Annotated in this window: 16 protein-coding genes; 6 read left to right on the top strand and 10 right to left on the bottom strand. The window is 54.9% G+C overall.

Annotated elements, in window-relative coordinates; genetic code table 11:
* Positions 1-74: 74 nt before the first annotated feature.
* The 6 genes from pssA to rluD form a co-directional block, all read right to left on the bottom strand.
* The gene (gene pssA / locus RZA33_RS17795) at positions 75-953 is read right to left on the bottom strand and encodes a CDP-diacylglycerol--serine O-phosphatidyltransferase (protein WP_317509048.1); all 879 of its coding nucleotides are present in this window, start codon (positions 951-953) and stop codon (positions 75-77) included.
* Positions 954-1180: 227 nt separating this feature from the next.
* Positions 1181-1672 (bottom strand): acetolactate synthase small subunit, encoded by a 492-nt coding sequence (gene ilvN / locus RZA33_RS17790; RefSeq protein ID WP_040183026.1) that lies wholly within the window; start codon positions 1670-1672, stop codon positions 1181-1183.
* The gene (locus RZA33_RS17785; RefSeq protein ID WP_317509046.1) at positions 1672-3396 is read right to left on the bottom strand and encodes an acetolactate synthase 3 large subunit; all 1725 of its coding nucleotides are present in this window, start codon (positions 3394-3396) and stop codon (positions 1672-1674) included. The genes ilvN and RZA33_RS17785 overlap by 1 nt, the downstream gene beginning before the upstream one ends.
* A gap of 501 nt (positions 3397-3897) precedes the next feature.
* Positions 3898-6492 carry an ATP-dependent chaperone ClpB gene (clpB, locus tag RZA33_RS17780; RefSeq protein WP_317509045.1) on the bottom strand — a complete coding sequence of 865 codons (2595 nt, stop codon included), beginning with the start codon at positions 6490-6492 and terminating at the stop codon, positions 3898-3900.
* A gap of 144 nt (positions 6493-6636) precedes the next feature.
* Positions 6637-7407 (bottom strand): peptidoglycan editing factor PgeF, encoded by a 771-nt coding sequence (gene pgeF / locus RZA33_RS17775; RefSeq protein ID WP_317509044.1) that lies wholly within the window; start codon positions 7405-7407, stop codon positions 6637-6639.
* Complete coding sequence (gene rluD / locus RZA33_RS17770) at positions 7404-8363, bottom strand: 23S rRNA pseudouridine(1911/1915/1917) synthase RluD (protein WP_317509043.1); 960 nt, start codon at positions 8361-8363, stop codon at positions 7404-7406. The genes pgeF and rluD overlap by 4 nt, the downstream gene beginning before the upstream one ends.
* A 187-nt stretch (positions 8364-8550) precedes the next feature.
* Here rluD and RZA33_RS17765 point away from each other — a divergent pair, with 187 nt between their 5' ends.
* From RZA33_RS17765 to RZA33_RS17755, 3 genes are all read left to right on the top strand, one after another.
* Positions 8551-9369: an outer membrane protein assembly factor BamD gene (locus tag RZA33_RS17765; protein WP_317509042.1), complete on the top strand. Its 819-nt coding sequence runs from the start codon at positions 8551-8553 to the stop codon at positions 9367-9369.
* Positions 9370-9608: 239 nt separating this feature from the next.
* Positions 9609-11318 carry a methyl-accepting chemotaxis protein gene (locus RZA33_RS17760; RefSeq protein ID WP_317509041.1) on the top strand — a complete coding sequence of 570 codons (1710 nt, stop codon included), beginning with the start codon at positions 9609-9611 and terminating at the stop codon, positions 11316-11318.
* A gap of 103 nt (positions 11319-11421) precedes the next feature.
* Positions 11422-13158: a putative bifunctional diguanylate cyclase/phosphodiesterase gene (locus RZA33_RS17755; RefSeq protein WP_317509040.1), complete on the top strand. Its 1737-nt coding sequence runs from the start codon at positions 11422-11424 to the stop codon at positions 13156-13158.
* 37 nt (positions 13159-13195) lie between these two features.
* Here the strand turns inward: RZA33_RS17755 and RZA33_RS17750 are convergent, their stop codons facing one another.
* Positions 13196-14830 (bottom strand): NAD+ synthase, encoded by a 1635-nt coding sequence (locus RZA33_RS17750; RefSeq protein ID WP_317509039.1) that lies wholly within the window; start codon positions 14828-14830, stop codon positions 13196-13198.
* Positions 14831-14968: 138 nt separating this feature from the next.
* Here RZA33_RS17750 and RZA33_RS17745 point away from each other — a divergent pair, with 138 nt between their 5' ends.
* Complete coding sequence (locus RZA33_RS17745) at positions 14969-15241, top strand: PP0621 family protein (RefSeq protein ID WP_317509038.1); 273 nt, start codon at positions 14969-14971, stop codon at positions 15239-15241.
* Here RZA33_RS17745 and thiO read toward each other — a convergent pair.
* Positions 15238-16341, bottom strand: a complete 1104-nt coding sequence (gene thiO, locus RZA33_RS17740) for a glycine oxidase ThiO (protein ID WP_317509037.1) — start codon at positions 16339-16341, stop codon at positions 15238-15240. The genes RZA33_RS17745 and thiO overlap by 4 nt on opposite strands.
* Before the next feature lie 135 nt (positions 16342-16476).
* Between thiO and RZA33_RS17735 the strand changes: the two genes are divergently transcribed.
* On the top strand, positions 16477-17016 hold the full coding sequence (locus tag RZA33_RS17735) for a GspH/FimT family pseudopilin (RefSeq protein ID WP_317509036.1): 540 nt from the start codon (positions 16477-16479) through the stop codon (positions 17014-17016).
* A gap of 49 nt (positions 17017-17065) precedes the next feature.
* On the opposite strand, the gene trxB is transcribed toward RZA33_RS17735, so the two are convergent.
* Positions 17066-18019 (bottom strand): thioredoxin-disulfide reductase, encoded by a 954-nt coding sequence (gene trxB, locus RZA33_RS17730; RefSeq protein ID WP_317509035.1) that lies wholly within the window; start codon positions 18017-18019, stop codon positions 17066-17068.
* Between the two features lie 254 nt (positions 18020-18273).
* On the opposite strand from trxB, the gene acnA reads away from it, so the two are divergent.
* Positions 18274-21006, top strand: coding sequence for an aconitate hydratase AcnA (gene acnA, locus RZA33_RS17725; RefSeq protein ID WP_317509034.1), 2733 nt, complete (start codon positions 18274-18276; stop codon positions 21004-21006).
* Between the two features lie 67 nt (positions 21007-21073).
* On the opposite strand, the gene RZA33_RS17720 is transcribed toward acnA, so the two are convergent.
* Positions 21074-22753 (bottom strand): NAD-dependent malic enzyme, encoded by a 1680-nt coding sequence (locus RZA33_RS17720; protein ID WP_317509033.1) that lies wholly within the window; start codon positions 22751-22753, stop codon positions 21074-21076.
* Positions 22754-22849: the final 96 nt, after the last annotated feature.

Raw genomic sequence — 22849 nt, 5'->3', positions numbered from 1 at the left:
CGCTAGGCGTCCCCGGCAGCGGATGCGTACTATACGATCTCACTGGCGGGTTGGCAATGGGGTTTGTTAAAAAATTAGCTTTTGGGCTTCGCCTTACGCATCACGGCTAAGACAGGGCCTGACGCTACATAAGCTCCAAACAGCAATAACAACATTACCGAAGGCTCGACCGAGATCATTACAAACCCCAAAACAACGGCTAACAACACAACAAAAGGCACCGGCTTTTTAAAGTCGAGGTCCTTGAAGCTGTAATAGCGGATATTGCTCACCATCAGCACGCCCGCTGCTGCCACGACAACCAGCATCAGCAACTTAAAGCCGAAAGCATCCGCGTCAAAGCTATGGAAGGTCCATACGCTAGCAGCTACTAGCGCTGCGGCCGAGGGGCTGGGCAAACCAATAAACCACTTTTTATCAACACTACCTATTTGCACATTAAAGCGCGCGAGGCGAAGCGCGGCGCACGCAACATAAAGAAACGCGACCACCCAGCCAGTTTTACCGATATCTTGCAAAATCCAGGTAAAAGCAACCAACGCAGGCGCCATACCAAACGAGATCATATCGGCGAGGCTGTCATACTCTGCGCCGAACGCGCTTTGCGTATTAGTCATGCGCGCGACACGGCCATCAAGGCCGTCGAGCACCATGGCAATAAAGATAGCGACGGCAGCTGAGGTAAAATCACCATTAATACCAGCGACAACCGCAAAGAACCCTGCAAACAGCGCCGAGGTAGTAAATAAATTAGGCAGTAAATAGATACCTCTACGGCGAATCTTTTTGCCGTCCTCTACAGTTTCCTCAACCACTTCAGTTTCACGCAAGAAGGCAGTCGCCAAATCCTCGTTACCACCTACCTCTTGATGATCAGTAATATCTGACTGATCAGAATCCGAGTGAGAATGATCTGAGCTGGCGTGCTCTTGATCGCGAGTGTCCTGTGTCATAGATTGCATCCATTAAAAGTGAAGTCACGGGAACAGCAGTGCTTTCATTCTACACGGTGAGTGCCACTCAGCCAGCCAATTGCTGCATTGATGCCCTATCGGGCTGGCGTCAACGAGCGTTAACAGACTAATAACTAAAAAGCGCCGCTCTAGGAAAGAAGCGACGCTTAGGCTCATGTTTAAGCCTTACTTTAAGGGCTAGCTGAAAAGGCTAGGTACTTTCGGGCTTAGAGTGACAAGACCTTATCGCCCCGGGCAATCCCCGAAACCCCAGTACGCGCGACCTCTAGAATACCTACCGGCGCCATGGCCTGAAGGAAAGCATCCAGCTTGCCCGCATCGCCAGTGATCTGCACGGTATACAGGCTCGGCGTGACGTCGACGATCTGCGCGCGGAAGATATCCACCGTGCGCTTCACTTCATCACGCGCAGCGCCTAGCGCTTTCACCTTCACCAGCATTAGTTCACGCTCGATGTGGTTACCTTCAGTGAGGTCGACCAACTTAACCACATCGATCAGCTTATTGAGGTGCTTGGTGATCTGCTCGATGACCCGGTCGTCGCCCACGGTGGTCACCGTCAAGCGCGACAGCGACGGGTCTTCCGTGGGCGCGACGTTAAGCGTTTCAATATTGAAATTACGTTGGGAAAACAGCCCGACTACACGTGACAGCGCACCCGGTTCGTTTTCCATCAGAATCGAGATGATATGACGCATCAGGTACGCTCCGTTTTAGACAGCAGCATGTCGCGCATGGCACCTAACGGCACCTGCATCGGATAGACGTGCTCAAAGGGGTCGACCTTCACGTCAAGGAACACCAGCTCGTGCTTATTAGCAAAGGCACGCTCTAACGCAGGCTCCAACTCGTCTAAGGTATTAACGGTAATCGCGGTAAACCCATACGCCTCAATCAGCATGTGGAAATCAGGCAGCGACTCCATGTAGGAGTGTGCATGGCGTGACTTATAGTTTAAATCCTGCCACTGGCGCACCATGCCCAGCGAGGCATTGTTAAGATTAACGATCTTAACGCCCACGCCATACTGCTTACAGGTAGAGAGTTCCTGCATCATCATCTGGAAGCTGCCTTCGCCGGTGACGCACACCACGTCATCCTCCGGGAAGTTCTGCTTGATACCCATGGCGGCGGGGAAACCAAAGCCCATGGTACCCAAGCCACCGGAAGTGATCAGCCGGTTGGGTTTATCAAACTTGTAGTACTGGGCGGCAAACATCTGGTGCTGGCCCACATCGGTGGTAACGTAAGCCTCGCCACGAGTCACACGGCACAACGCCTCAATGACTTCCTGAGGTTTGAGTGCTTCGCCAGGGCTAGACCGCTCGTAAAGCTTGCCTTCGCGGTCGGCGCGCCAGCCATCAATTTTTTCCCACCACTCAGTGAGCGCTTCCGGGTTCGCAACCGTGTTGCCTTGTACTAGGCTTATCATCTCATTAATAACGCTAGCCGCCGGCCCTACAATCGGCACATCGGCACGCACCGTTTTAGAGATTGAGCTAGGGTCGACATCAACGTGAATGATTTTGGCGGTTGGGCAAAATTTCGAGGTGTTATTCGTCACGCGGTCGTCAAAACGAGCACCAATGGCAATGATCAGGTCGGCATGGTGCATGGCCATATTGGACTCGTAGGAGCCGTGCATGCCCAGCCAGCCCAAACACTGGCGGTCGCTCTGAGGATACGACCCGATGCCCATCAGCGTCGTGGTAATCGGGTACCCCAACTGCTTGACCAGATCGGTCAGCCCTTCGCTGGCTTTGCCTGTTACAACGCCACCACCGGTATAAAACACCGGCCGCTTGGCCTTTAGCATCAGCTCAACAGCTTTTTTGATTTGCCCCGTGTGACCCCGTGTGACCGGGTTGTACGAGCGCATCTTGACCTTTTTCGGGTAGATATATTCGTAGCGCTCGGTGGGAGCGGTCATATCCTTGGGAATATCGACCACGACAGGGCCTGGGCGGCCCGTGGCCGCTAGGTAGAACGCCTTTTTAAGTACTTCCGGAATTTCAGCCGGGTGGCGAATCGAGAAGCTGTGCTTAACGATCGGCCGCGTCACGCCGACGATATCGGTTTCCTGGAAGGCGTCTTCACCGATCAGGTGGCTCGCCACTTGGCCGCATAGCACTACCATGGGAATCGAATCCATGTAGGCGGTGGCAATGCCGGTGACGGCGTTGGTGGCACCGGGGCCTGAGGTGACCAGCACGCAGCCGGGCTTTCCCGAAGCACGGGCATAGCCGTCAGCCGCGTGAGTCGCCGCTTGCTCGTGACGCACCAGAATGTGCTTCACCTTATCCTGACGAAACAGCGCATCGTAAATATGCAGCGCTGCACCGCCAGGGTAACCATAAATGTATTCGATGCCCTCATCTTGCAAGAAGCGGGCGATCATATCTGCGCCGGAAAGCAGTTCCACTGTATTTCTCCCCTTGAGGTCTCGAGTGCGATCCGTACCCACACAGGCACGGTGTCGAGTGCGGCGGTATGCCGCTGCCGGCCCATGCCGGCACCTGATGCCAAACCCTGGCATATGGCCCGGTTAGGGCCTGCACTCTCTTCGGGAACGCTGATTTATAAGCTATAAATCAGCTGCTCCCTTACACGGCGGTTCGCCGCGTCGGGGCGTTGGCCAGGTCGGGCGGTTAGCCCAAGCCCGGAAGTCCTTCGGCGGGTAGAGGCCTTCGCCTACCCTTCGCGCGGGGATTGGGGGTTGCCCGTTGAGTCCGCGCCCGCAAATCAGGAACCGACAAGATTCCATTAGCGCCCTCAGCCTGTCAACCTCCGATCAGGCCAAACGCAACAAACGTCGTAAGAAGGCAATTAAAAAGCCTCGCTAGCAAGGCTAGCGAGGCTTTTGCCCTATTCAATTGCGCAGAAGCAACTTTCAATACTTCCAGCGCTTAATCAGATACCCGACTTAGTCAAATACCAGCTTGCCGTCTACCGCGTTAATATGCACGGTGGCGCCTGGGGCAAATTTACCCGCCAACAGGTCTTGGGCCAACGGGTTCTCTATGCGGCTTTGAATCGCCCGCTTGAGCGGCCGCGCCCCGTATACCGGGTCAAAGCCAACGACCGCTAACTGCGCCATGGCATCGTCACTGACCTCAAGCTTCAAGTCGTGTTCGGCTAGGCGTGCTTTCAAGCGCTCAAGCTGAATACCGGCAATCGCCTGAATCTGCTCTTGCCCCAGCGCATGGAAGACGACGACTTCATCAATACGATTAATCAGCTCAGGGCGGAAGTGGTTGCCCACAACCTCCATGACCATGCTCTTCATCAGCTCGTAATCCTGGTCCTGATCACCACTAGGATCACCACCCATGCGCTGGATGATATCCGAGCCCATATTAGAGGTCATGACGATCACGGTATTGCGAAAGTCCACCGTGCGCCCCTGCCCATCGGTTAGCCGACCATCTTCCAACACCTGGAGCAGAATATTGAACACATCCGAATGGGCTTTCTCTACCTCATCCAGCAGCAGCACTGAGTAAGGCTTGCGGCGTACGGCTTCGGTTAAGTAGCCGCCCTCTTCGTAGCCGACGTAGCCCGGCGGTGCACCGATCAAGCGGGCCACGGAGTGCTTCTCCATAAACTCCGACATGTCGATCCGCACCATGGCTTCCTCGGAATCGAACAGGTAATTAGCCAGCGACTTACACAGCTCGGTTTTGCCCACCCCAGTAGGGCCGAGGAACAGAAACGAACCGTTGGGACGAAAAGGATCAGAAAGCCCAGCCCGCGAACGGCGCACCGCGTTAGCCACCGCCTCAACGGCTTCGTCTTGACCGATCACCCGCTCATGCAGTGCGTCTTCCATGCGCAGCAGTTTTTCGCGCTCGCCTTCGAGCATTTTAGCGACCGGAATGCCCGTCCAGCGAGAAACCACTTCTGCGATTTCCTCTTCAGTAACGTTAGAGCGGAGCAATTGGTGGCTTGAGGTATCGGCTTCGCCCTCGTTGCTTTCAGCGATTTTCTTCTCAAGTTCCGGAATCTTGCCGTATTGAATTTCCGACATGCGACCAAGGTCACCCTGACGGCGGGCCTGCTCCAGATCAATTCGAGCCTGCTCAAGCTCGGCTTTAAACTGGGCCGCACCCTGAATGCTGGCTTTTTCAGCCTTCCAGATTTCATCCAGGTCGGCATATTCACGCTCTAACTCATGGATCTGGTTATTGAGCGCTTCCAGGCGCTTTTTGGTAGCCTCATCGGTCTCTTTTTTGAGCGCCTCACGCTCCATCTTGAGCTGAATCAAGCGGCGATCAAGTTTATCCATCGCCTCGGGTTTGGAGTCTAACTCCATGCGGATGCGCGAGGCCGCCTCATCAATCAAGTCAATTGCCTTATCGGGCAGCTGCCTGTCGGTGATATAGCGGGTAGAGAGCTTGGCCGCGGCAATAATCGCCGAGTCGGTGATATCCACCCCGTGGTGAACTTCGTAGCGCTCTTTCAAACCGCGCAAAATCGCCACGGTATCTTCTTCCGTGGGCTCATCAACGAGCACTTTTTGGAAGCGGCGCTCTAACGCTGCGTCTTTCTCAATGTATTTGCGGTACTCATCCAGCGTGGTTGCCCCCACGCAGTGAAGCTCGCCCCGAGCCAACGCAGGCTTGAGCATATTGCCAGCGTCCATGGAGCCTTCGGCTTTGCCCGCGCCGACCATGGTATGCAGCTCATCAATAAACAGGATGACCCGCCCTTCTTCCTGGGAAAGTTCTTTGAGTACGGCTTTTAAACGCTCTTCAAACTCGCCGCGGAACTTAGCACCCGCCAACAGCGAGCCCATGTCCAACGACAGCACGCGCTTATCTTTTAAGCCTTCCGGCACTTCGCCGTCGACAATACGCTGCGCCAACCCCTCGACAATGGCGGTTTTACCCACGCCAGGCTCGCCGATTAATACCGGGTTGTTTTTAGTGCGCCGTTGCAAGACTTGAATGGTGCGGCGAATTTCATCGTCACGACCAATCACCGGGTCGAGTTTGCCGTCCAGCGCGCGCTGAGTGAGATCCAGTGTGTATTTATTCAGCGCTTCGCGCTGATCTTCAGCATTGGCATCGTCGACGGTGGCACCGCCGCGCAGGCTGTCGATGGCAGCTTCAAGAGACTTACGGTTAATCCCCGCGTCTTTTAGCAGCTTGGTAATTGCCGAACTCATTTCCAGCGCGGCCAAAAGCACTAGCTCGCTAGCAATAAACTGGTCGCCGCGCTTTTGTGCTTCACGATCGGTTAAGTTGAACAGCTTAATTAAATCTCGCGATGGCTGAACCTCACCATCGAACTGGCCTACGGTGGGAAGATTCTCCAGCTGCTGGACTAACCCATCGCGCAGGCGCGAGGGATTGCCCTCGGCTTTTTCAAGCAGGGCCTTGATGCCGGTATCTTTGGTATCGAGCAGAGCAAGTAACAAATGCGCGGGGTCTAGCTGGTTGTGGCCGCGGCCGACGGCCAGCGACTGCGCCTCGGCAATCGCGCTTTGGAGCTTGGCGGTAAATTTATCAAAACGCATGGCATTCCTCCTGGGGTGGCGTGCGTTTGGACGCTACGCGTGACCCAATAACGTGTCGTTAGACGTGTCAAATCAGTATTAGCTTGACAAGTTAAATGGCGTCAGTTCCAGGCATTTCAAGAGGCACAATTTTAAAGCGTCGGTTTAGTTGATCCAGATCACGCTTGCCATGCGACCAGTTTTACCGCCATCACGACGGTAAGAATAGAAACGCGACTCACAGGCAGTGCAGAAGTGGCCGCCGCTAATATGATTAACTCCCAGGGCTTCCAGGCGAAAGCGCGCCAGCCGATAAATATCCGCCATGTAGTGGCCTAGCCGATAGGGGCTGTGATCAAAAGCTTCATCGGTATCGGGATGAACCGCCACGAAAGCGCTATAGACCTCGGGGCCAACCTCAAACTGAGCATTAGAAATAGCCGGCCCTAGCCATACCAGAATGTCATCAGGATCAGTATTCATCGCTGCAACAGTGGCTTCCAGCACGCCGCCCGCCAAGCCGCGCCAGCCGGCGTGGGCAACGGCAACCTGGGTGCCTGCGCGATTACAAAACATTACCGGCAGGCAGTCAGCCGTCAATACCACGCAGGCATAGTCATCGGAGCTGGCAATTGCCGCATCTGCGGTGGGGGGCTCCATACCAGGCGCTTGCGGCGAAAAACCCTGCTGGACGCGCGCGCCATGGACTTGATTCAGCCATAGCAGCGGCCGCTCATCGCCAATCTCTTTGTGCAACAAGCGTCGGCACAGCGCCACATGGTCAAGGTTATCGCCCACGTGGGAAGCCGAATTAAAGGCAGCAAAATCTCCTTGGCTGGGCCCTGCCTCACGGGTGGTTACAAAGGCACGCACATTGGTCGGCGCCGGCCAGTCCGGCACTATAAGCGTGGGCCGTAAGTTAATGGCATCGCTCATCGCATGGTCTCGTTATCTTCGCGCAGGTAATCCAATAACATTAACAAATCATCGGGCAGATCTGCACGAAAGGTTAGTGTTTCGCCACTCACCGGGTGCTTGAAACTTAATTTACGCGCGTGCAGTGCTTGGCGAGGAAATTCGCGCAGGATCTCCTTTAATGGCTCAGCAGCGCCCGGCGGCAGCTTGGCACGACCACCGTACATGGGGTCACCAATCAGCGGGTAACGTGCATGAGCCATGTGCACGCGAATCTGGTGGGTACGGCCGGTTTCCAACTTACAGCGCACGTGAGTGTGGGCACGAAAACGCTCAACCACGCGAAAATGGGTAACCGCAGGCTTGCCTGACGTGGTCACCGCTTGGCGCTTACGGTCTTTGGGATGGCGACCAATCGGCGCGTCGATGGTACTCCCTGATACCGGCTTACCAATCACCACCGCATCGTACTGGCGTGACACCCTGCGCGCCTGCATCTGCTCTACTAAGGCAGTTTGCGCTGGCAGCGTTTTCGCCACCATCATTAGACCGGTAGTATCTTTATCCAAACGGTGAACGATACCCGCCCGTGGCACTTCGGCAATGGCGGGGTGATGATGCAGCAACGCATTGAGCAGCGTGCCATCAGGATTACCCGCCGCTGGGTGCACGACCATACCCGCGGCTTTATTGATCACCAGCAGCGTGTCGTCTTCGTAGACGATATCCAGTGCAATATTCTGGGCTTCAAAGCGCGTATCGTCTTCAATCGTCGCCTGTAGCGCCAATATCTCATCGCCATGCAGCTTGGCCTTAGGCTTGACCTGAGCGCCATCCACCGTTAATTCACCGGCGTTAATCCAGGCCTTTAATCGCTCGCGGGAATAATCGCCGAACAACTCCGCCGCTGCTTGGTCTAATCGCGCACCGGCCAGCGTAGCGGGTACCCGCTGCGTGTCTTCAATTATTCGAGACATAAAAATCCTCTTTTAAGACGCAAAAAACCTTAGCGGCTACCTTTGACGACACCTAACGAAACGTCGCTAAGCCTGCGTTTTGTGCCGAGGTGTTTTATAGTGGGCTGACTGCGACCTATTCTACCATTTCTACTTATGGCCATCGCCGCTTTTTGGTGAATGAGGCTTGTTTGCAACGAGGATGATGATGCGCGTTTTTTCTGCTGCCAACCGCTTTGGCGCTCTAGCCCTAAGCCTTGCCCTGTTAGCGGGCTGTGCGAGTAACGATACCAGCCAAGAAGAGGAGGAAGATGAATTCGCTGGCGTGCAGGAGCGCGAGCTCTACGAACTGGCCCGCACGGCCCTAGACAGCAACCGTTACCCGGTTGCGATAGAGCGTTTAGAGGCGCTCGATACACGCTATCCGTTTGGTGCCCATGCCGAACAGGCACAGCTTGAGCTGATTTACGCCTACTACGAAAACAGCAATTGGGAAGAAGCCCGGGCGGCGGCAAGCCGTTTTATTCGCTTACACCCGGATCACCCCCAGGTGGATTATGCCTACTATTTGCGCGGTCTTTCCGCGTGGCAAGCGGGCCGTTTCAGCTTAGAGCGCCTGCGCCTGATTGATATTTCCAAGCGAGATCTGGGTGCATCGCGGGACGCCTACAACGACTTCCGCGAACTGATCCAGCGCTACCCTCAAAGTGACTACGCTGCCGATGCCCAGCAGCGCATTGTCTATCTGCGTGACCTGCTAGCCCGCCACGAGCTGCATGTTGCTGATTATTACTTACGCCGCGGTGCCTATTTGGCCGCCGTTGAACGCGGCCGTTGGGTGATTGAAAACTACCCTGAATCCAACGCCACCCGCGATGCGTTAGCCACCATGGTGGAGGGTTATCAAGGCTTAGAAATGGATGATCGCGCCAGCGAAGTCCTCTCGGTGCTGCGTGAGAACGCGCCGGAGCATGAGCAGCTGCAGGGCAGCCGCTTTGTGCCTAAGCATTTAGGTGACAATGACTAACTGCCCAAATATCGCGCCTATAAAGCTAGCGAGCTAAGCACATAAGTTGTACAGCCGGCTCGCCTTTGAAAACCACGCTACGGCGTGGCTTTTTGTTTGCACTATAAATTATTGATAATATTGAAATTATATATTCTAAACAAAAAGCGATCTAAGAAATAAGTGTACAACAACTATACATGAAGCTAATATCCTTACCATGATTATAAAGCGCCTGCACGGCGCCTAAGGAGAAAAGCATGTCATTTATCAGTACCCGCTTTACCGGCACCAAAATCAGCACGCGTTTAACGCTTGGGTTTTCAGCTATCCTCGCACTGCTTGTACTGCTGACTGCCGTGGGCATTTATCAGGTTAATCAAATTGATCGTGATCTAACCACCATCAACGACGTCAACGGCACCAAGCTGGATTTTGCGGTAGACATGCGTGGCAGCGTGCATGACCGCGCCATTGCACTGCGCGATATCGTACTGACTCAAGACGACGCCAGATTTGATGCGCTTCTCAAAGAAATGGAGCGCCTTAGCAGTAATTACACGGTAGCGTCTGAAGGCGAGCACCAGGTAGCTAACGAGTTCTCCTCTGGTCCAGAGGAGCGTCGTATACTTGACAGCATTGACGCCCAAGCAGCGACCACTCTTTCGCTTACACAGCAAGTCATTAGCGACCGCCAGATGGGTCGATTCGACGAAGCAGAGACATTGTTGCTGGAAGAGGCAGGCCCTGCTTATGCCGAATGGTTGAATCGCATCAACCAGTTTATTGGGCTTCAACAATCGCTAAACGATACCACCACGGCGACAGCCCGCGACACCGCCTCCGGGTTTCAAATGCAGATGTTGGGGCTAACCCTGTTCGCACTGCTGGTGGGGGCCTTTATCGCCGTGTTTTTATCCCGCCAGTTACTCCGCGAGCTGGGTGCCGAACCTCATGAAGTCAAGGCGTTTGCCGAAGCCATTGGCCGCGGTGAGCTAACCATCCAAGGCCGCCTGAAGAAAGGTGATACCCGCAGCATTATGGCCTCCCAGGTCGCAATGGCACATCAGCTGCAAACAACGGTTGCCCAGGTACGTGGTTCTGCACAGGCCGTCGCCAGCAACAGTGAGCAAATCGCCGAAGGCAATAACGACCTTTCATCACGCACTGAACAGCAAGCCAGCGCATTGGCCGAGACCGCCTCTGCCATGGAACAGCTCAACAGCACCGTGAAGCTTAATGCCGACAACTCAGTGCAAGCCAGCGAAGAAGCCTCAAGTGCTTCCGGTATCGCTACCCGCGGTGGTGAAGCTGTGCGCCAGGTGGTTAGCACCATGAATGACCTGAACACCAGCTCCAAGGAAATCGCTGGCATTATCTCGACCATCGACTCGATCGCCTTCCAAACTAATATTCTTGCCCTTAATGCTTCGGTAGAGGCTGCCCGCGCCGGCGAGCACGGCCGTGGTTTTGCCGTGGTTGCCGAAGAAGTACGCCGGTTAGCCCAGCGTAGTGCCGACGCCGCCCGGGAAATTAATGCGCTGATTTCGAGCAACCTGGAGCGAGTCAATCACGGCAACGCGCGTGCCGAGGAAGCGAGTAAATCAACGGAAGAGATCGTCGCTGCCATTGAGCGCGTAAACAGCATTATGAAAGAAATCAGCAACGCCAGCGCAGAGCAGAGCGCCGGTGTGCAAGAGGTCGGCCAAGCAGTCACTGAGATGGATCAGGTCACACAGCAAAACGCCACCCTCGTGCATGAAAGCGCCACCGCAGCCAATAACCTGCGCCAAAACGCGCGCCAACTGCTGCTGACGATGGAGATATTCAAGCTACCCAACGCTCAGCAGAATCAACAACCGGCGCAAGCCGCATTATCATCCACTACGCCGTCACAAGCTCACACGCCAACGTCCTCCTTACCCGCGACCAAACGTCAGTCGGCTGAGCCTGAGTGGGAAAGTTTCTAAATGAACAATGGCTAAATAAACAATGGTTTTGGCCGTTAACTCTTTAGACATGCACGGCTTCTATCGTAGAAGCCGTGCTTTGTAGTTTGCCCCTGAGGTTACTATGAAGCCCACCCAAAGCCTCTTGAAGATGTTTTTACTACCGATGTTAATGGTCGTCATCCCCGCGCTACTATTACTCATCATTGCCATGGAGATAGGGTTTAATCGGTTGCTGCATAGCTACTTAGAGACCCTAAACTTAAACACCGTTGCTCAAACAGCAACACTGTGGGTGGGCGTTGGAACACTGGCAGGGCTGATAGGCACTGCATTATTTTTCGTCTGGCGGACCAATCAGCGTTTAATGATCGTAGGGGACGCTATTTTATCGCTCTCCAGCAGCCATAAAAAGCTGCCTGACCTCCAGGCAATAGAGAAACTCAGCCAACAGCACGGTGGCTCATTACAGCGTATTGCGAAAGCGCTAATAGAATTTCGAGAGGCCGAACAGCGGCGTAGTGATGCTGAGCATAAGGTACATCAGCTGGCATATTACGATTCGCTAACCGAATTGCCCAACTGGCGCTTGATGAAAGAGCATTTGCAGCATTCGCTAGGAATCAGCCGACAAACCAATACCTTTGGCGCACTCATTTATATCGACGTGGATGATTTCAAGCGCATCAATGATGGTATCGGTCACAGCGCAGGCGATACCATCCTAAAACACATTGCTAAGCGCTTAAGCGACATCAATCAAGAAGGCTGTAAGGTAGGCCGCATTAACGGCGATGAGTTTTGCATCATTATCGACGGGCTACCCAGCGACCACCTTAAGGCGGCAGAAAAGGCTGAACTATTCGCCGAGCAGGTGTTTGATTTATTGACCCAGCCTTATTGCCTCAACGGCGATTACTTTTTCCTGAATCTGAGCCAGGGGCTAGTACTGTTCAATTCTCAACATAAAGACGTTGACACTCTTTTCCAATATGCCAATGCAGCGGTTCATCTCGCCAAGAAAAACGGGCCAAACGCCATTCGTTTTTACGACCCCGCCGTACAGGCAGAGCTTGAAGCCAGGGCCGAGCTGGAGCGCGATTTACGCCTAGCAATAGAGCGCAATGAATTTGTGCTCGCCTACCAAATGCAAGTCGACAACCTAGGCCGAGCCATTGGCGCTGAAGCGCTCATTCGCTGGGAGCACCCGACCCAAGGGCGCATTTCTCCGGGAGTTTTCATTCCACTTGCCGAAGAGACCGGCTTAATTGTGCCGATTGGTACCTGGGTACTTCACGCCGCTTGTAAGCAGCTAGTCGCTTGGGAAACCCTCGCCCATACTAAACAGCTGGTGCTTGCCGTTAACGTCAGCGCTAAACAGTTCCAGCAGCCAACGTTTGTTGATACGGTGTCTGAAGCGCTAGTGCTCAGCGGCGCCTCTCCACATCGGCTTAAGCTTGAGCTCACAGAGAGCACGGTGCTGGGTAAAGTAGAAGAAACCATCGCGCGCATGCACCAGCTCAAAGCGTTGGGTATCAGCTTTGCCATGGATGACTTTGGCACCGGTTATTCGTCGCTACAGTATTTAAAACGCCTGCCGCTAGATCAAATTAAGATTGATCAATCGTTTGTACGCGACCTTCACCAAGATACCGACGACAAGGCAATTGTGAAGACCATTATTGCTATGGGGCGTGCGCTGGGTCTTAACCTCATCGCAGAAGGAGTAGAAACGCGAGAACATTGGCGTTTCTTAAACGACCACCAGTGCCATGCCTATCAAGGCTACTACTTCTGCAAACCCATGGCGGCAGAAGAGATGGCCAAGCAGTGCCTCGCCCCTCCTCCTGAGCTTGCATAGCGCCCGCCCCTATACCAATGTTACTCGCCGACCAACATTACTCGCCGGGCTGCCAACCATTGACGATGGGATAGCGGCGGTCGCGGCCAAAGCCGCGCGGTGTCACCCGTACGCCAATGGGTGCTTGACGGCGCTTGTACTCACAGCGGTCAACCAGTTTCACCACTTTATATACGTCTTCAGCATCAAAGCCGGCGGCAATAATCGCTTCGGCGCTCATATCACCTTCGATATAGCGCACTAAGATAGCATCCAGCACGTCGTAATCGGGCAGGGAGTCGCTGTCCTGCTGGTCCGGCGCCAGCTCGGCACTGGGCGGGCGCTCAATCACCCGTTCAGGGATGGCTATCGACTGAGTATTACGCCAGCGTGCCAGACGGTACACCCACGTTTTATAGACATCTTTAATGGCGTTAAAACCGCCCACCATATCGCCATACAGCGTGGCATAGCCCACCGCCATTTCGCTCTTATTACCGGTGGTCAGCACCATCAGGCCTTTTTTATTGGAGATCGCCATTAGCAGCACGCCGCGACAGCGCGACTGTAGGTTCTCTTCGGTGGTATCTCTGGTAGTTCCCTCAAAGCTCTCTGCCAGCGTGGCCATAAAGGCTTCTACCATGGGCTCAATCGGCATGATTTCGTAGTGTATACCGAGCATTTCAGCCTGCTCTGCGGCGTCCTGTTTGGAAATATCTGCGGTATAGTGGTAAGGCATCATCACCGCTTGCACGCGCTGTGGCCCCAGAGCATCGACGGCAATGGCCAAAGAAAGCGCCGAATCTATCCCGCCGGAAAGCCCCAATACCACGCCGTCAAAACCGCTCTTGTTGACGTAATCACGCAGCCCAGTAACCAGCGCGCAGTAAAGGCTTTCTTCGGGTTCTACGTCGGGGTCAATTTCGCCGGGCTGGGGTTCCCAAGCGGTGGCGCTGGTTTGCAAAAACTGGATCGGCATCAGCCCCGCCTGCCAGTACGGCGCCAGCACCTGTAACTGCCCACTGGCGTTAACACAGCACGAGCCACCGTCAAACACCAGCTCGTCCTGACCACCGATCGTGTTCACGTAGACAATGGGACGTTCCACGTCTTGGGCGTGCTGCTCAAGCAAACGCAGTCGCTCAGCAGGTTTATCCTGGTGATAGGGTGAAGCGTTCAAAGTGATCAGCACTTCAGCGCCCGCTTGCGTGGCAGCTTTCACCGGCGCGCCATCCCATAGGTCTTCGCAGATCACGATGCCCAGCTTGGCCCCTTTATGCTCATACACCAGAGTTCCAGTACCGGGGGTGAAATAGCGCTGTTCGTCAAACACTTGGTAATTAGGCAGTGCTTGCTTGGCGTACTCGGCCTCCCACTGGCCGTTGTAGAGCAGACCCGCCAAATTGTAACAGCGGCCTTCCCGCACGCCGGGGTAGCCGATAATCACCAGCACATCACTCGCGACCTTCGATGCCATTAGCGCACGGGCTTCACGCAGGCGAGTTTCCATTGAGGGGCGTAGCAGTAGATCTTCCGGCGGGTAGCCCGACAAAAAAAGCTCAGGAAAGACAACGATATCCGCACCATGCTCAATCCGTGCTTCGCGCACGGCCTCAATCGCACGGGCGGCGTTACCGGGAATATCCCCGACCAAAGGATCGAGTTGGGCCATTACCAGCGTTAAGTCTTGCATGGGCGTCAAAATCTCTTGAGAATCTTTAGAATAGGGTTACACCGTCATACATGCATTGTCCCGCAAGGGCCGCCAACTGGCAAAGGCTGTGTGGCACTTCCAATGGCTATATTCCCCACTCCGGGAGACACAATAAGGATGAACCTCTTGATCATTCGGCTGATTATTTTCGCCGTTGTCTTTTATGTCGGCTTGAAGCTTTATGGCATCTACCGGCAACGCAAACTCGAACACGAGGAGCAGCGTAACAAGGTCAATCACCACGAGGGTGGCAAAATGGTGCGCTGTCGTTGGTGCGACGTTCACGTGCCGGAAGAAGAAGCGCTGCGCGACCAAGCCCAGTGGTTCTGCTCCAGCGCGCATCGCGACCGTTTTCTACAAGAGCAGCAAGATAAAGACGGTACGCCTTAAGACTGTAAAAGTCGCTCTGGGGTCGGCTGGTAAGGCGCAGGGTCAATCAGCGGCTCACGCCCCAGCAGTTGATCCACCAGCAAATGGGTCGAGGCAGGCGCCAACACCAAGCCGTTACGGTAATGGCCAGCATTAATGAACACATTAGGCCACTCAGGCAGCGCACCAATAAACGGCACCCCGGAAGGGGAACCAGGGCGCAAACCGGCCCAATGGTGCGCCACCGGGCATTTCGCCAAGGCGGGTACAATCGCTTCAGCACTGCGTTGCAATGACGCTAACGCAGCCGTGTCGGTGGCTTTATCAAACCCCTTCTCTTCCAATGTCGAACCCACCAGCAGCAGGCCATCCGCGCGTGGAATGATATAGCGCCCGTCTTTTAATACCACGCGCTGCACTAGGCCAGGCGGAGCCTGATAAGCGATCATTTGCCCTTTAACAGGCCTAACCGGCAGTCGAACCGTAAGCGTGGCCAGGAGCTGCGCGGCCCAAGCGCCACCACAAACGATAATCCGCTCCGCTGTTAACGGCCCTTGCGAGGTAGCAACCCCCTCCACTTCACCACCCAGCTGAATAAAGCCGCTAACGTCGCACTGCTCTTTCAGCGTGACCTGAGGCATCGCGACAAGCCGCGCCTTCAACGCCTTGGCTAGACGCGGGTTGCGTACGCTACCCAAGGTAGGCATCCATAGCGCGCTGTCGTTAGCCAGTGCCACGCCAGGCTCTTTACGGCGCACAAAATCGGCGCCCACCCGCTCGAGCGGCTTACCCAATTGGTGCGACCAGCGAAGCGCTTGGTCAGCATCGTCCACATTCAGGTAAAGCAACCCTTTTTGACGGTACTCTGGGTCTATGCCGGTTTCTTCCAGCAAGCGCAGCGCCAAGGAGGGATAAACGCCTTCCGACCAACGGGAGAGTTGCGATACCGCCGCGTCGTATCGCCAGGGATAGAGCGGCGAAACGATGCCGCCACCGGCCCAGGAGGCCTCTTTACCGCACTCCCCACGTTCGACCAGGGTGACCTGCTGACCAGCATCGGCTAACTGCAGCGCTGTCATCATTCCGATCACGCCGCCGCCAATAATTAAGCAATTGCTCACAAAAATGTCCGTTATGGCTTACATAAAAAAAGCGTTGCACCGCCTAGCATGAACTATGAACAACGATGTGTTCACTGTTAGCGACGAAGAGTGAGCATAACGCGGGCGTGAACAAGGTCAAGTGAGGAGAATGCTATGGGCGGATATCGCAACAATGATCAGCGTATGTCAGTTGGAGGTTTTACGCTGCTTGAACTACTGATCACGCTGCTCTTAGTGGGGATAATGGCGGCGTGGGGGCTGCCAAACTTTCAAGCACTGGGAGAGCGAACGGCACAGACCAGCGCGGTCAATCGTTTGCAAAGCGCCTTTGCCTTAGCGCGCAATACCGCTATTAGCCAACGGCGTCAGATGACGATTTGCCCAGCGACGCAAGATCACACGGCCTGCGATGATCAATGGAGCCATGCGTTAATGATCATCAAGGGCGATAAAACCGAGAGCATTCAGGCAAATGATATTTTGCGCGTTGTGCCCGCCCAACAGAACACCGAGGTGGCTTACAGCCGTGGCTGGTCGCGTATTCGCTATAGCACGCTGGGCTATACCAGCGGCTACAACGGCAGTTTTAGTATTTGTTCAGGCAGCGGAGGCGAACGCTCGCAAGGTAAAAAACTAGTCCTCAGCCAGCTAGGCCGCCTAAGAATCGATGAAGCGCCGATTGACTGTGATTAATCGCTTGGCGCTTCATCAAAGAGTGCAACAACAAAGAATGCAAAGCGTATTAACCGGCAATACCGTCTAAATAACGCTCGGCATCCAGCGCCGCCATGCAGCCGCTGCCCGCCGAGGTGATCGCCTGGCGATAGATGTGATCCATTACATCACCGCAGGCAAAGACGCCCGGCACGCTGGTCGCCGTGGCATTACCTTCCAGGCCTGCATTGACTTTAATATAACCGCCGTTCATGACTAGCTGGCCTTCAAAGATCCCTGTATTAGGGCTATGGCCGATGGCAATAAACAGGCCAGGCGCGAGGACCTCTTTCGTCAAGCCATCTTTGGTGGATTTGACCCGCACCCCTGTGACACCCGAGTTATCCCCCAGTACTTCTTCGACTTCCTGGAACCACTCAAGGGCGATTTTGCCTGCCTCGACTTTCTCGAATAGCTTATCTTGCAAGATTTTTTCCGCGCGCAGCGTGTCACGACGGTGAACCAGGGTAACTTTCGAGGCAATATTAGAGAGATACAACGCCTCTTCCACGGCGGTATTGCCGCCGCCTACCACAATGACTTCCTGATTACGGTAGAAGAAGCCATCGCAGGTAGCGCAAGCCGACACGCCCTGGCCCATAAATTGCTGTTCAGTGGGGAGCCCAAGGTAACGGGCGCTGGCGCCGGTGGCTACAATCAGTGCGTCGCAGGTATAAATCCCGCTATCACCTTTCAAGGTGAACGGTTTTTCGCCTACGCTAACCTCATTGATGTGATCAAACAGCACTTCGGTATTAAAACGTTCAGCGTGCTGCTTCATGCGCTCCATCAATTCAGGGCCTTGTACACCTTGAGCGTCGCCCGGCCAGTTGTCCACGTCGGTGGTGGTAGTCAGCTGACCACCTGCTTGAATGCCAGTGATTAGCAACGGCTTCAAGTTTGCCCGCGCGGCGTACACAGCGGCGGTGTAGCCCGCCGGGCCGGACCCAAGAATAATTAAACGCTCATGACGAGTTTCCATGACACCACCTTATAAAAATCTGACGGATAGCTTTGTCGATAGCTGTGTAAATGATTGGGCAGAGAGTCTGCCTGAAATGGTGTCAAGTACAAGCTATTGCAAGGTTTCGTCTACGCTATTAGGCGAAGAAACCTTGAAAGTCCCTGTGCTAAGACACATATATTATTATTGTGTTAAGCATGGTAAGCCATACTAGAAAGGAAGACCGTGACCGTCACGCTGAGCTCACTACCCAGCAATTAGAGGAGAATGGCATGAGCAAGATACCCGATACGCTAAGCACCCTAGCGGTTGGCAGTAACACGTATCACTACTACAGCCTGCCCCAAGCCGCCGAGACGCTAGGTAATATTGACCGGCTTCCCAAGACGCTCAAGATTCTGCTCGAAAACCAGCTGCGCTTTGCCGACGACGAAAGCGTAGATCAAGAAGATATGCAAGCCCTGGTTGATTGGCAGGCCGAGGGCAAATCCAGCCGTGAAATCGGCTATCGTCCGGCGCGCGTACTCATGCAGGACTTTACCGGCGTGCCCGGCGTGGTGGATTTAGCCTCTATGCGCGCCGCTGTGGAAAAGCTCGGCGAAGACCCGGCGAAGATCAACCCGCTTTCACCGGTCGATCTTGTCATCGACCACTCGGTAATGGTGGATAAATTCGGTAATCCTGCGGCGTTCCAAGAAAACGTCGACATCGAAATGCAGCGCAACCGCGAGCGCTACGAGTTTTTGCGCTGGGGCCAGGAGGCGTTTGATAACTTCCGCGTTGTACCGCCCGGTACCGGCATTTGCCACCAGGTGAACCTGGAGTACTTAGGCAGAACGGTATGGACCAAGGACGCAGACGGCAAGACCTTTGCCTACCCCGACACCCTTGTTGGCACCGACTCCCACACCACCATGATTAACGGCCTGGGCGTGCTCGGCTGGGGCGTTGGCGGCATTGAAGCCGAAGCGGCCATGCTGGGTCAGCCGGTTTCCATGCTGATTCCCGAAGTGATTGGCTTCAAACTCACGGGCAAGCTACGCGAAGGGATTACCGCTACTGATTTGGTGCTGACCGTCACCGAAATGCTGCGTAAAAAAGGCGTGGTGGGTAAATTCGTTGAGTTTTACGGCGACGGCTTGAAAGACCTACCGGTAGCAGACCGCGCTACCATTGCCAATATGGCTCCCGAATATGGCGCCACCTGTGGCTTCTTCCCGGTCGACGATGAAACGCTCACCTATATGCGTCTGACCGGTCGCGAAGACGAGCAGGTCGAGCTGGTGGAAGCCTACAGCAAAGCCCAGGGGCTATGGCGCAAACCTAACGATGAGCCAGTGTTCAGCGACGCGCTAGCGTTGGACATGAACGAAGTAGAAGCCAGCCTCGCCGGACCCAAGCGTCCCCAAGACCGCGTGGCGTTACAAGACATGGCGTCAACGTTTGAAAAATTCATGCACGAAGATACCAATGCGAGCGCCGCTGAAAATGGCAAGTTAGCATCTGAAGGAGGTCAAACTGCCGTAGGCGTTGATCGCAGCTTCAAGCATGACGATAGTCAAACCGTGAAGATTGATGATCACGACTTCACCCTTGACCCTGGTGCGGTGGTGATCGCGGCGATTACCTCGTGCACGAACACCTCGAACCCCAGCGTCATGATGGCGGCCGGCTTACTAGCACGTAAGGCCCGTGAAAAAGGCCTAGATACCAAGCCGTGGGTTAAGACATCGTTAGCGCCTGGCTCCAAAGTGGTTACCGACTACCTTGCCGCGGCCAATTTAAACGACGACTTAGACGCTCTGGGCTTTAACCTGGTTGGCTACGGCTGCACCACCTGCATTGGTAACTCCGGCCCACTACCCGAGGAGATTGAGCAAGCCATCAACGATGGCGACCTAGCAGTGGCTTCGGTGCTCTCCGGCAACCGTAACTTTGAAGGCCGTATTCACCCGCTAGTCAAAACCAACTGGCTCGCCTCGCCGCCCTTGGTGGTCGCTTACGCTCTGGCCGGTAACGTTCGGCTTGACCTTACCCAGGAACCGCTTGGCAAAGATAGCCACGGCGAACCGGTTTACCTAAAAGATATCTGGCCTAGCCAAGCCGAGATTGCTAGCGCCGTCGAGCAGGTCAACACCGAAATGTTCCGTAAGGAGTACGGCGAGGTGTTTGAGGGCGATGACGTCTGGAAATCGATCAACGTTCCCGAAAGCAAGGTTTACCAGTGGCCTGAATCCACCTACATCCAGCACCCGCCGTTCTTTGAAGGCATGGGCCGCGAGCCGGATGCCATCGAGGATGTACACAGTGCCCGGGTACTCGCGATGCTGGGCGACTCGGTCACAACCGACCACATTTCGCCTGCCGGCGCGATTAAGCCCGACAGCCCCGCCGGGCGCTATCTGCAAGAAAATGGGGTGAAACCGGTCGACTTCAACTCTTACGGCTCACGCCGGGGTAACCACGAAGTCATGATGCGCGGCACCTTCGCCAACGTGCGGATCAAAAATGAAATGCTCGATGGCGTGGTTGGCGGCGAGACGCGCCACGTACCCAGCGGCGAGCAGATGGCCATTTACGATGCCGCCATGAAGTACAAAGAGGAAGGCAAACCGCTGGTCGTGATTGCCGGTAAAGAGTACGGCACAGGCTCTTCGCGGGATTGGGCAGCCAAAGGCACCCGCTTGCTAGGCGTTCGCGCGGTGATTGCTGAATCTTTCGAGCGTATTCACCGTTCTAACCTGATCGGCATGGGCGTTGTACCGCTGCAATTTGCCGAAGGCGAAAGCCGTCAAACGTTGGGATTAACCGGCGATGAAGAGATTTCGATTGCCGGTTTAAGCGACCTGACACCGGGTGGCACGGTCAACGTCGTGATTAAAAGCGACGATGGCGAGCATACCATCGAAGCCAAGTGCCGAATTGATACGGCCGACGAGCTGGCTTACTATCGTCACGGTGGTATCCTTCACTACGTGCTGCGCAAGATGATCGGCGCAGCCTGAAGGTTCAAACCTACCAATGCTTGCAGCCCCCACCTCGGTGGGGGCTTTTTTTTGATGGGGGCTTTTTTTAAAAAGCGCGGCGGCGATAGGTACGATAGTCCGGCGACCAGGAGGCCTTTTCAATCATCTCCCGCAGAGTGGTCCCGCTGGTTTTTAACGCCACGCCGTTTTGCTGTGCCTGAGCGGCTACTTCAAAGGCAATCGACTTGCTGATATCGCGAATACGCGACAGCGGTGGCAGCAGAGCGCCCTTGCCCTCTTTGACCAGCGGCGCTTCACGGGCCAGCGCCCGCGAGGCACTCATCAGCATCTCGTCGGTCACGCGGCTAGCACTGGCGGCAATAACACCCAAGCCAATGCCCGGGAAGATATAAGCATTGTTGCATTGGGCAATCGGGTAAGTGCGGCCGTTATAAACTACCGGCGCAAAGGGGCTGCCCGTGGCGACCAGGGCTTGGCCATCGGTCCAGCGAATGACATCTTCGGGCACGGCTTCCGCTTGAGACGTGGGGTTAGACAGCGGCATGATCACCGGGTGCTCGCAGCCCGCATGCATCGTGCGCACCACTTGCTCGGTAAAGATGCCGCGCTGGCCGCAGACGCCAATCAACACTGTTGGCTTGATCTGCGCAATCGTTTCTTCCAAGCCTTGGCCATTCCACTGTGCCACTAGCGAGGAATCGTGGGCTAAACGGCGCTGGAAATCACGCTGCCAAGCTTGATCGTTGGTCATCAAACCATCGCGATCAACAATGTAAATACGTGACCGTGCTTCGCTTTCGGTGAGCCCTTCGGCTTCCATCGAAACGACCACTTGCTCGGCAATCCCGCAGCCTGCCGAGCCACCCCCTACAAACACCACGCGCTGGTCAGCGATGGTTTCTTCACGGGCTTGGCAGGCGGCCATCAGCGTGCCCACCACCACCGAGGCGGTTCCTTGTACATCGTCATTAAAACAACAAAGCTCATTGCGATAGCGTTCTAGCAGCGGCACCGCATTGGCCTGGGCAAAGTCCTCAAACTGCAGCAGGACGTTAGGCCAGCGACGCTTCACAGCAGCGATAAATTCCGCCATGAAAGCATCGTATTCTTCCTGCCCTACCCGCTCCTGGCGCCAGCCCATGTACATGGGGTCGTCCAGCAGCGCTTTGTTGTTAGTGCCCACATCAATCATGATCGGCAGTGTGTAAGCCGGACTAATACCGCCACAGGCGGTATACAGCGCCAGTTTACCAATCGGGATACCCATACCCCCGATCCCTTGGTCGCCTAAGCCTAGAATGCGCTCACCATCCGTCACTACGATCACTTTGACGTTATCCTTCGTGGCGCTGCGCAGGATATCATCCATATGCTCACGGTCAGGGTAGCTAATAAACAGACCGCGGTGGTTGCGATAAATATTGGAGAATTCCTGACACGCCTGACCGACCGTAGGGGTATAGATAATCGGCAGCATCTCTTCCAGGTGCTGGGAAACCATACGGAAGTAGAGCGTTTCGTTGTCATCTTGAATGGCACGCAGATGAATGTGCTTCTCAAGGTCACTGTGGCACAGCTGATACTGGCGGTAGACCCGCTCTAGCTGATCCTCGATTGTTTCTACCTTTTGCGGCAGTAAACCAATCAGGTTAAACGCCAGACGCTCCTCCTGAGTAAACGCGCTGCCTTTGTTCAATAGCGGCATTTCGAGCAAAGAAGGACCGGCGTAAGGAAGGTATAAGGGGCGTCTACTCTGGGTAGTCATAAGCACTCTCTTTTTATCAATTTCTGTTGCAATGCAGCAACCTAGGGCGTTTGCAGCGGTTGGGGTAATGTAACATGCAACTGAGACAAAGGTGGA

The organism is Halovibrio sp. HP20-59, from assembly GCF_033052795.2.
Taxonomy (GTDB): Bacteria; Pseudomonadota; Gammaproteobacteria; order Pseudomonadales; family Halomonadaceae; genus Vreelandella.
This window is presented reverse-complemented; position numbering and strand designations above follow the sequence as displayed.

Bases quoted from the DNA above. Each gene is read 5' to 3' on its own strand.
- pssA (WP_317509048.1), bottom strand. From the start codon at position 953: ATGACACAGGACACTCGCGATCAAGAGCACGCCAGCTCAGATCATTCT.
- ilvN (WP_040183026.1), bottom strand. From the start codon at position 1,672: ATGCGTCATATCATCTCGATTCTGATGGAAAACGAACCGGGTGCGCTG.
- clpB (WP_317509045.1), bottom strand. From the start codon at position 6,492: ATGCGTTTTGATAAATTTACCGCCAAGCTCCAAAGCGCGATTGCCGAG.
- pgeF (WP_317509044.1), bottom strand. From the start codon at position 7,407: ATGAGCGATGCCATTAACTTACGGCCCACGCTTATAGTGCCGGACTGG.
- rluD (WP_317509043.1), bottom strand. From the start codon at position 8,363: ATGTCTCGAATAATTGAAGACACGCAGCGGGTACCCGCTACGCTGGCC.
- RZA33_RS17765 (WP_317509042.1), top strand. From the start codon at position 8,551: ATGCGCGTTTTTTCTGCTGCCAACCGCTTTGGCGCTCTAGCCCTAAGC.
- RZA33_RS17760 (WP_317509041.1), top strand. From the start codon at position 9,609: ATGTCATTTATCAGTACCCGCTTTACCGGCACCAAAATCAGCACGCGT.
- RZA33_RS17755 (WP_317509040.1), top strand. From the start codon at position 11,422: ATGAAGCCCACCCAAAGCCTCTTGAAGATGTTTTTACTACCGATGTTA.
- RZA33_RS17750 (WP_317509039.1), bottom strand. From the start codon at position 14,830: ATGCAAGACTTAACGCTGGTAATGGCCCAACTCGATCCTTTGGTCGGG.
- RZA33_RS17745 (WP_317509038.1), top strand. From the start codon at position 14,969: ATGAACCTCTTGATCATTCGGCTGATTATTTTCGCCGTTGTCTTTTAT.
- RZA33_RS17735 (WP_317509036.1), top strand. From the start codon at position 16,477: ATGGGCGGATATCGCAACAATGATCAGCGTATGTCAGTTGGAGGTTTT.
- trxB (WP_317509035.1), bottom strand. From the start codon at position 18,019: ATGGAAACTCGTCATGAGCGTTTAATTATTCTTGGGTCCGGCCCGGCG.
- acnA (WP_317509034.1), top strand. From the start codon at position 18,274: ATGAGCAAGATACCCGATACGCTAAGCACCCTAGCGGTTGGCAGTAAC.
- RZA33_RS17720 (WP_317509033.1), bottom strand. From the start codon at position 22,753: ATGACTACCCAGAGTAGACGCCCCTTATACCTTCCTTACGCCGGTCCT.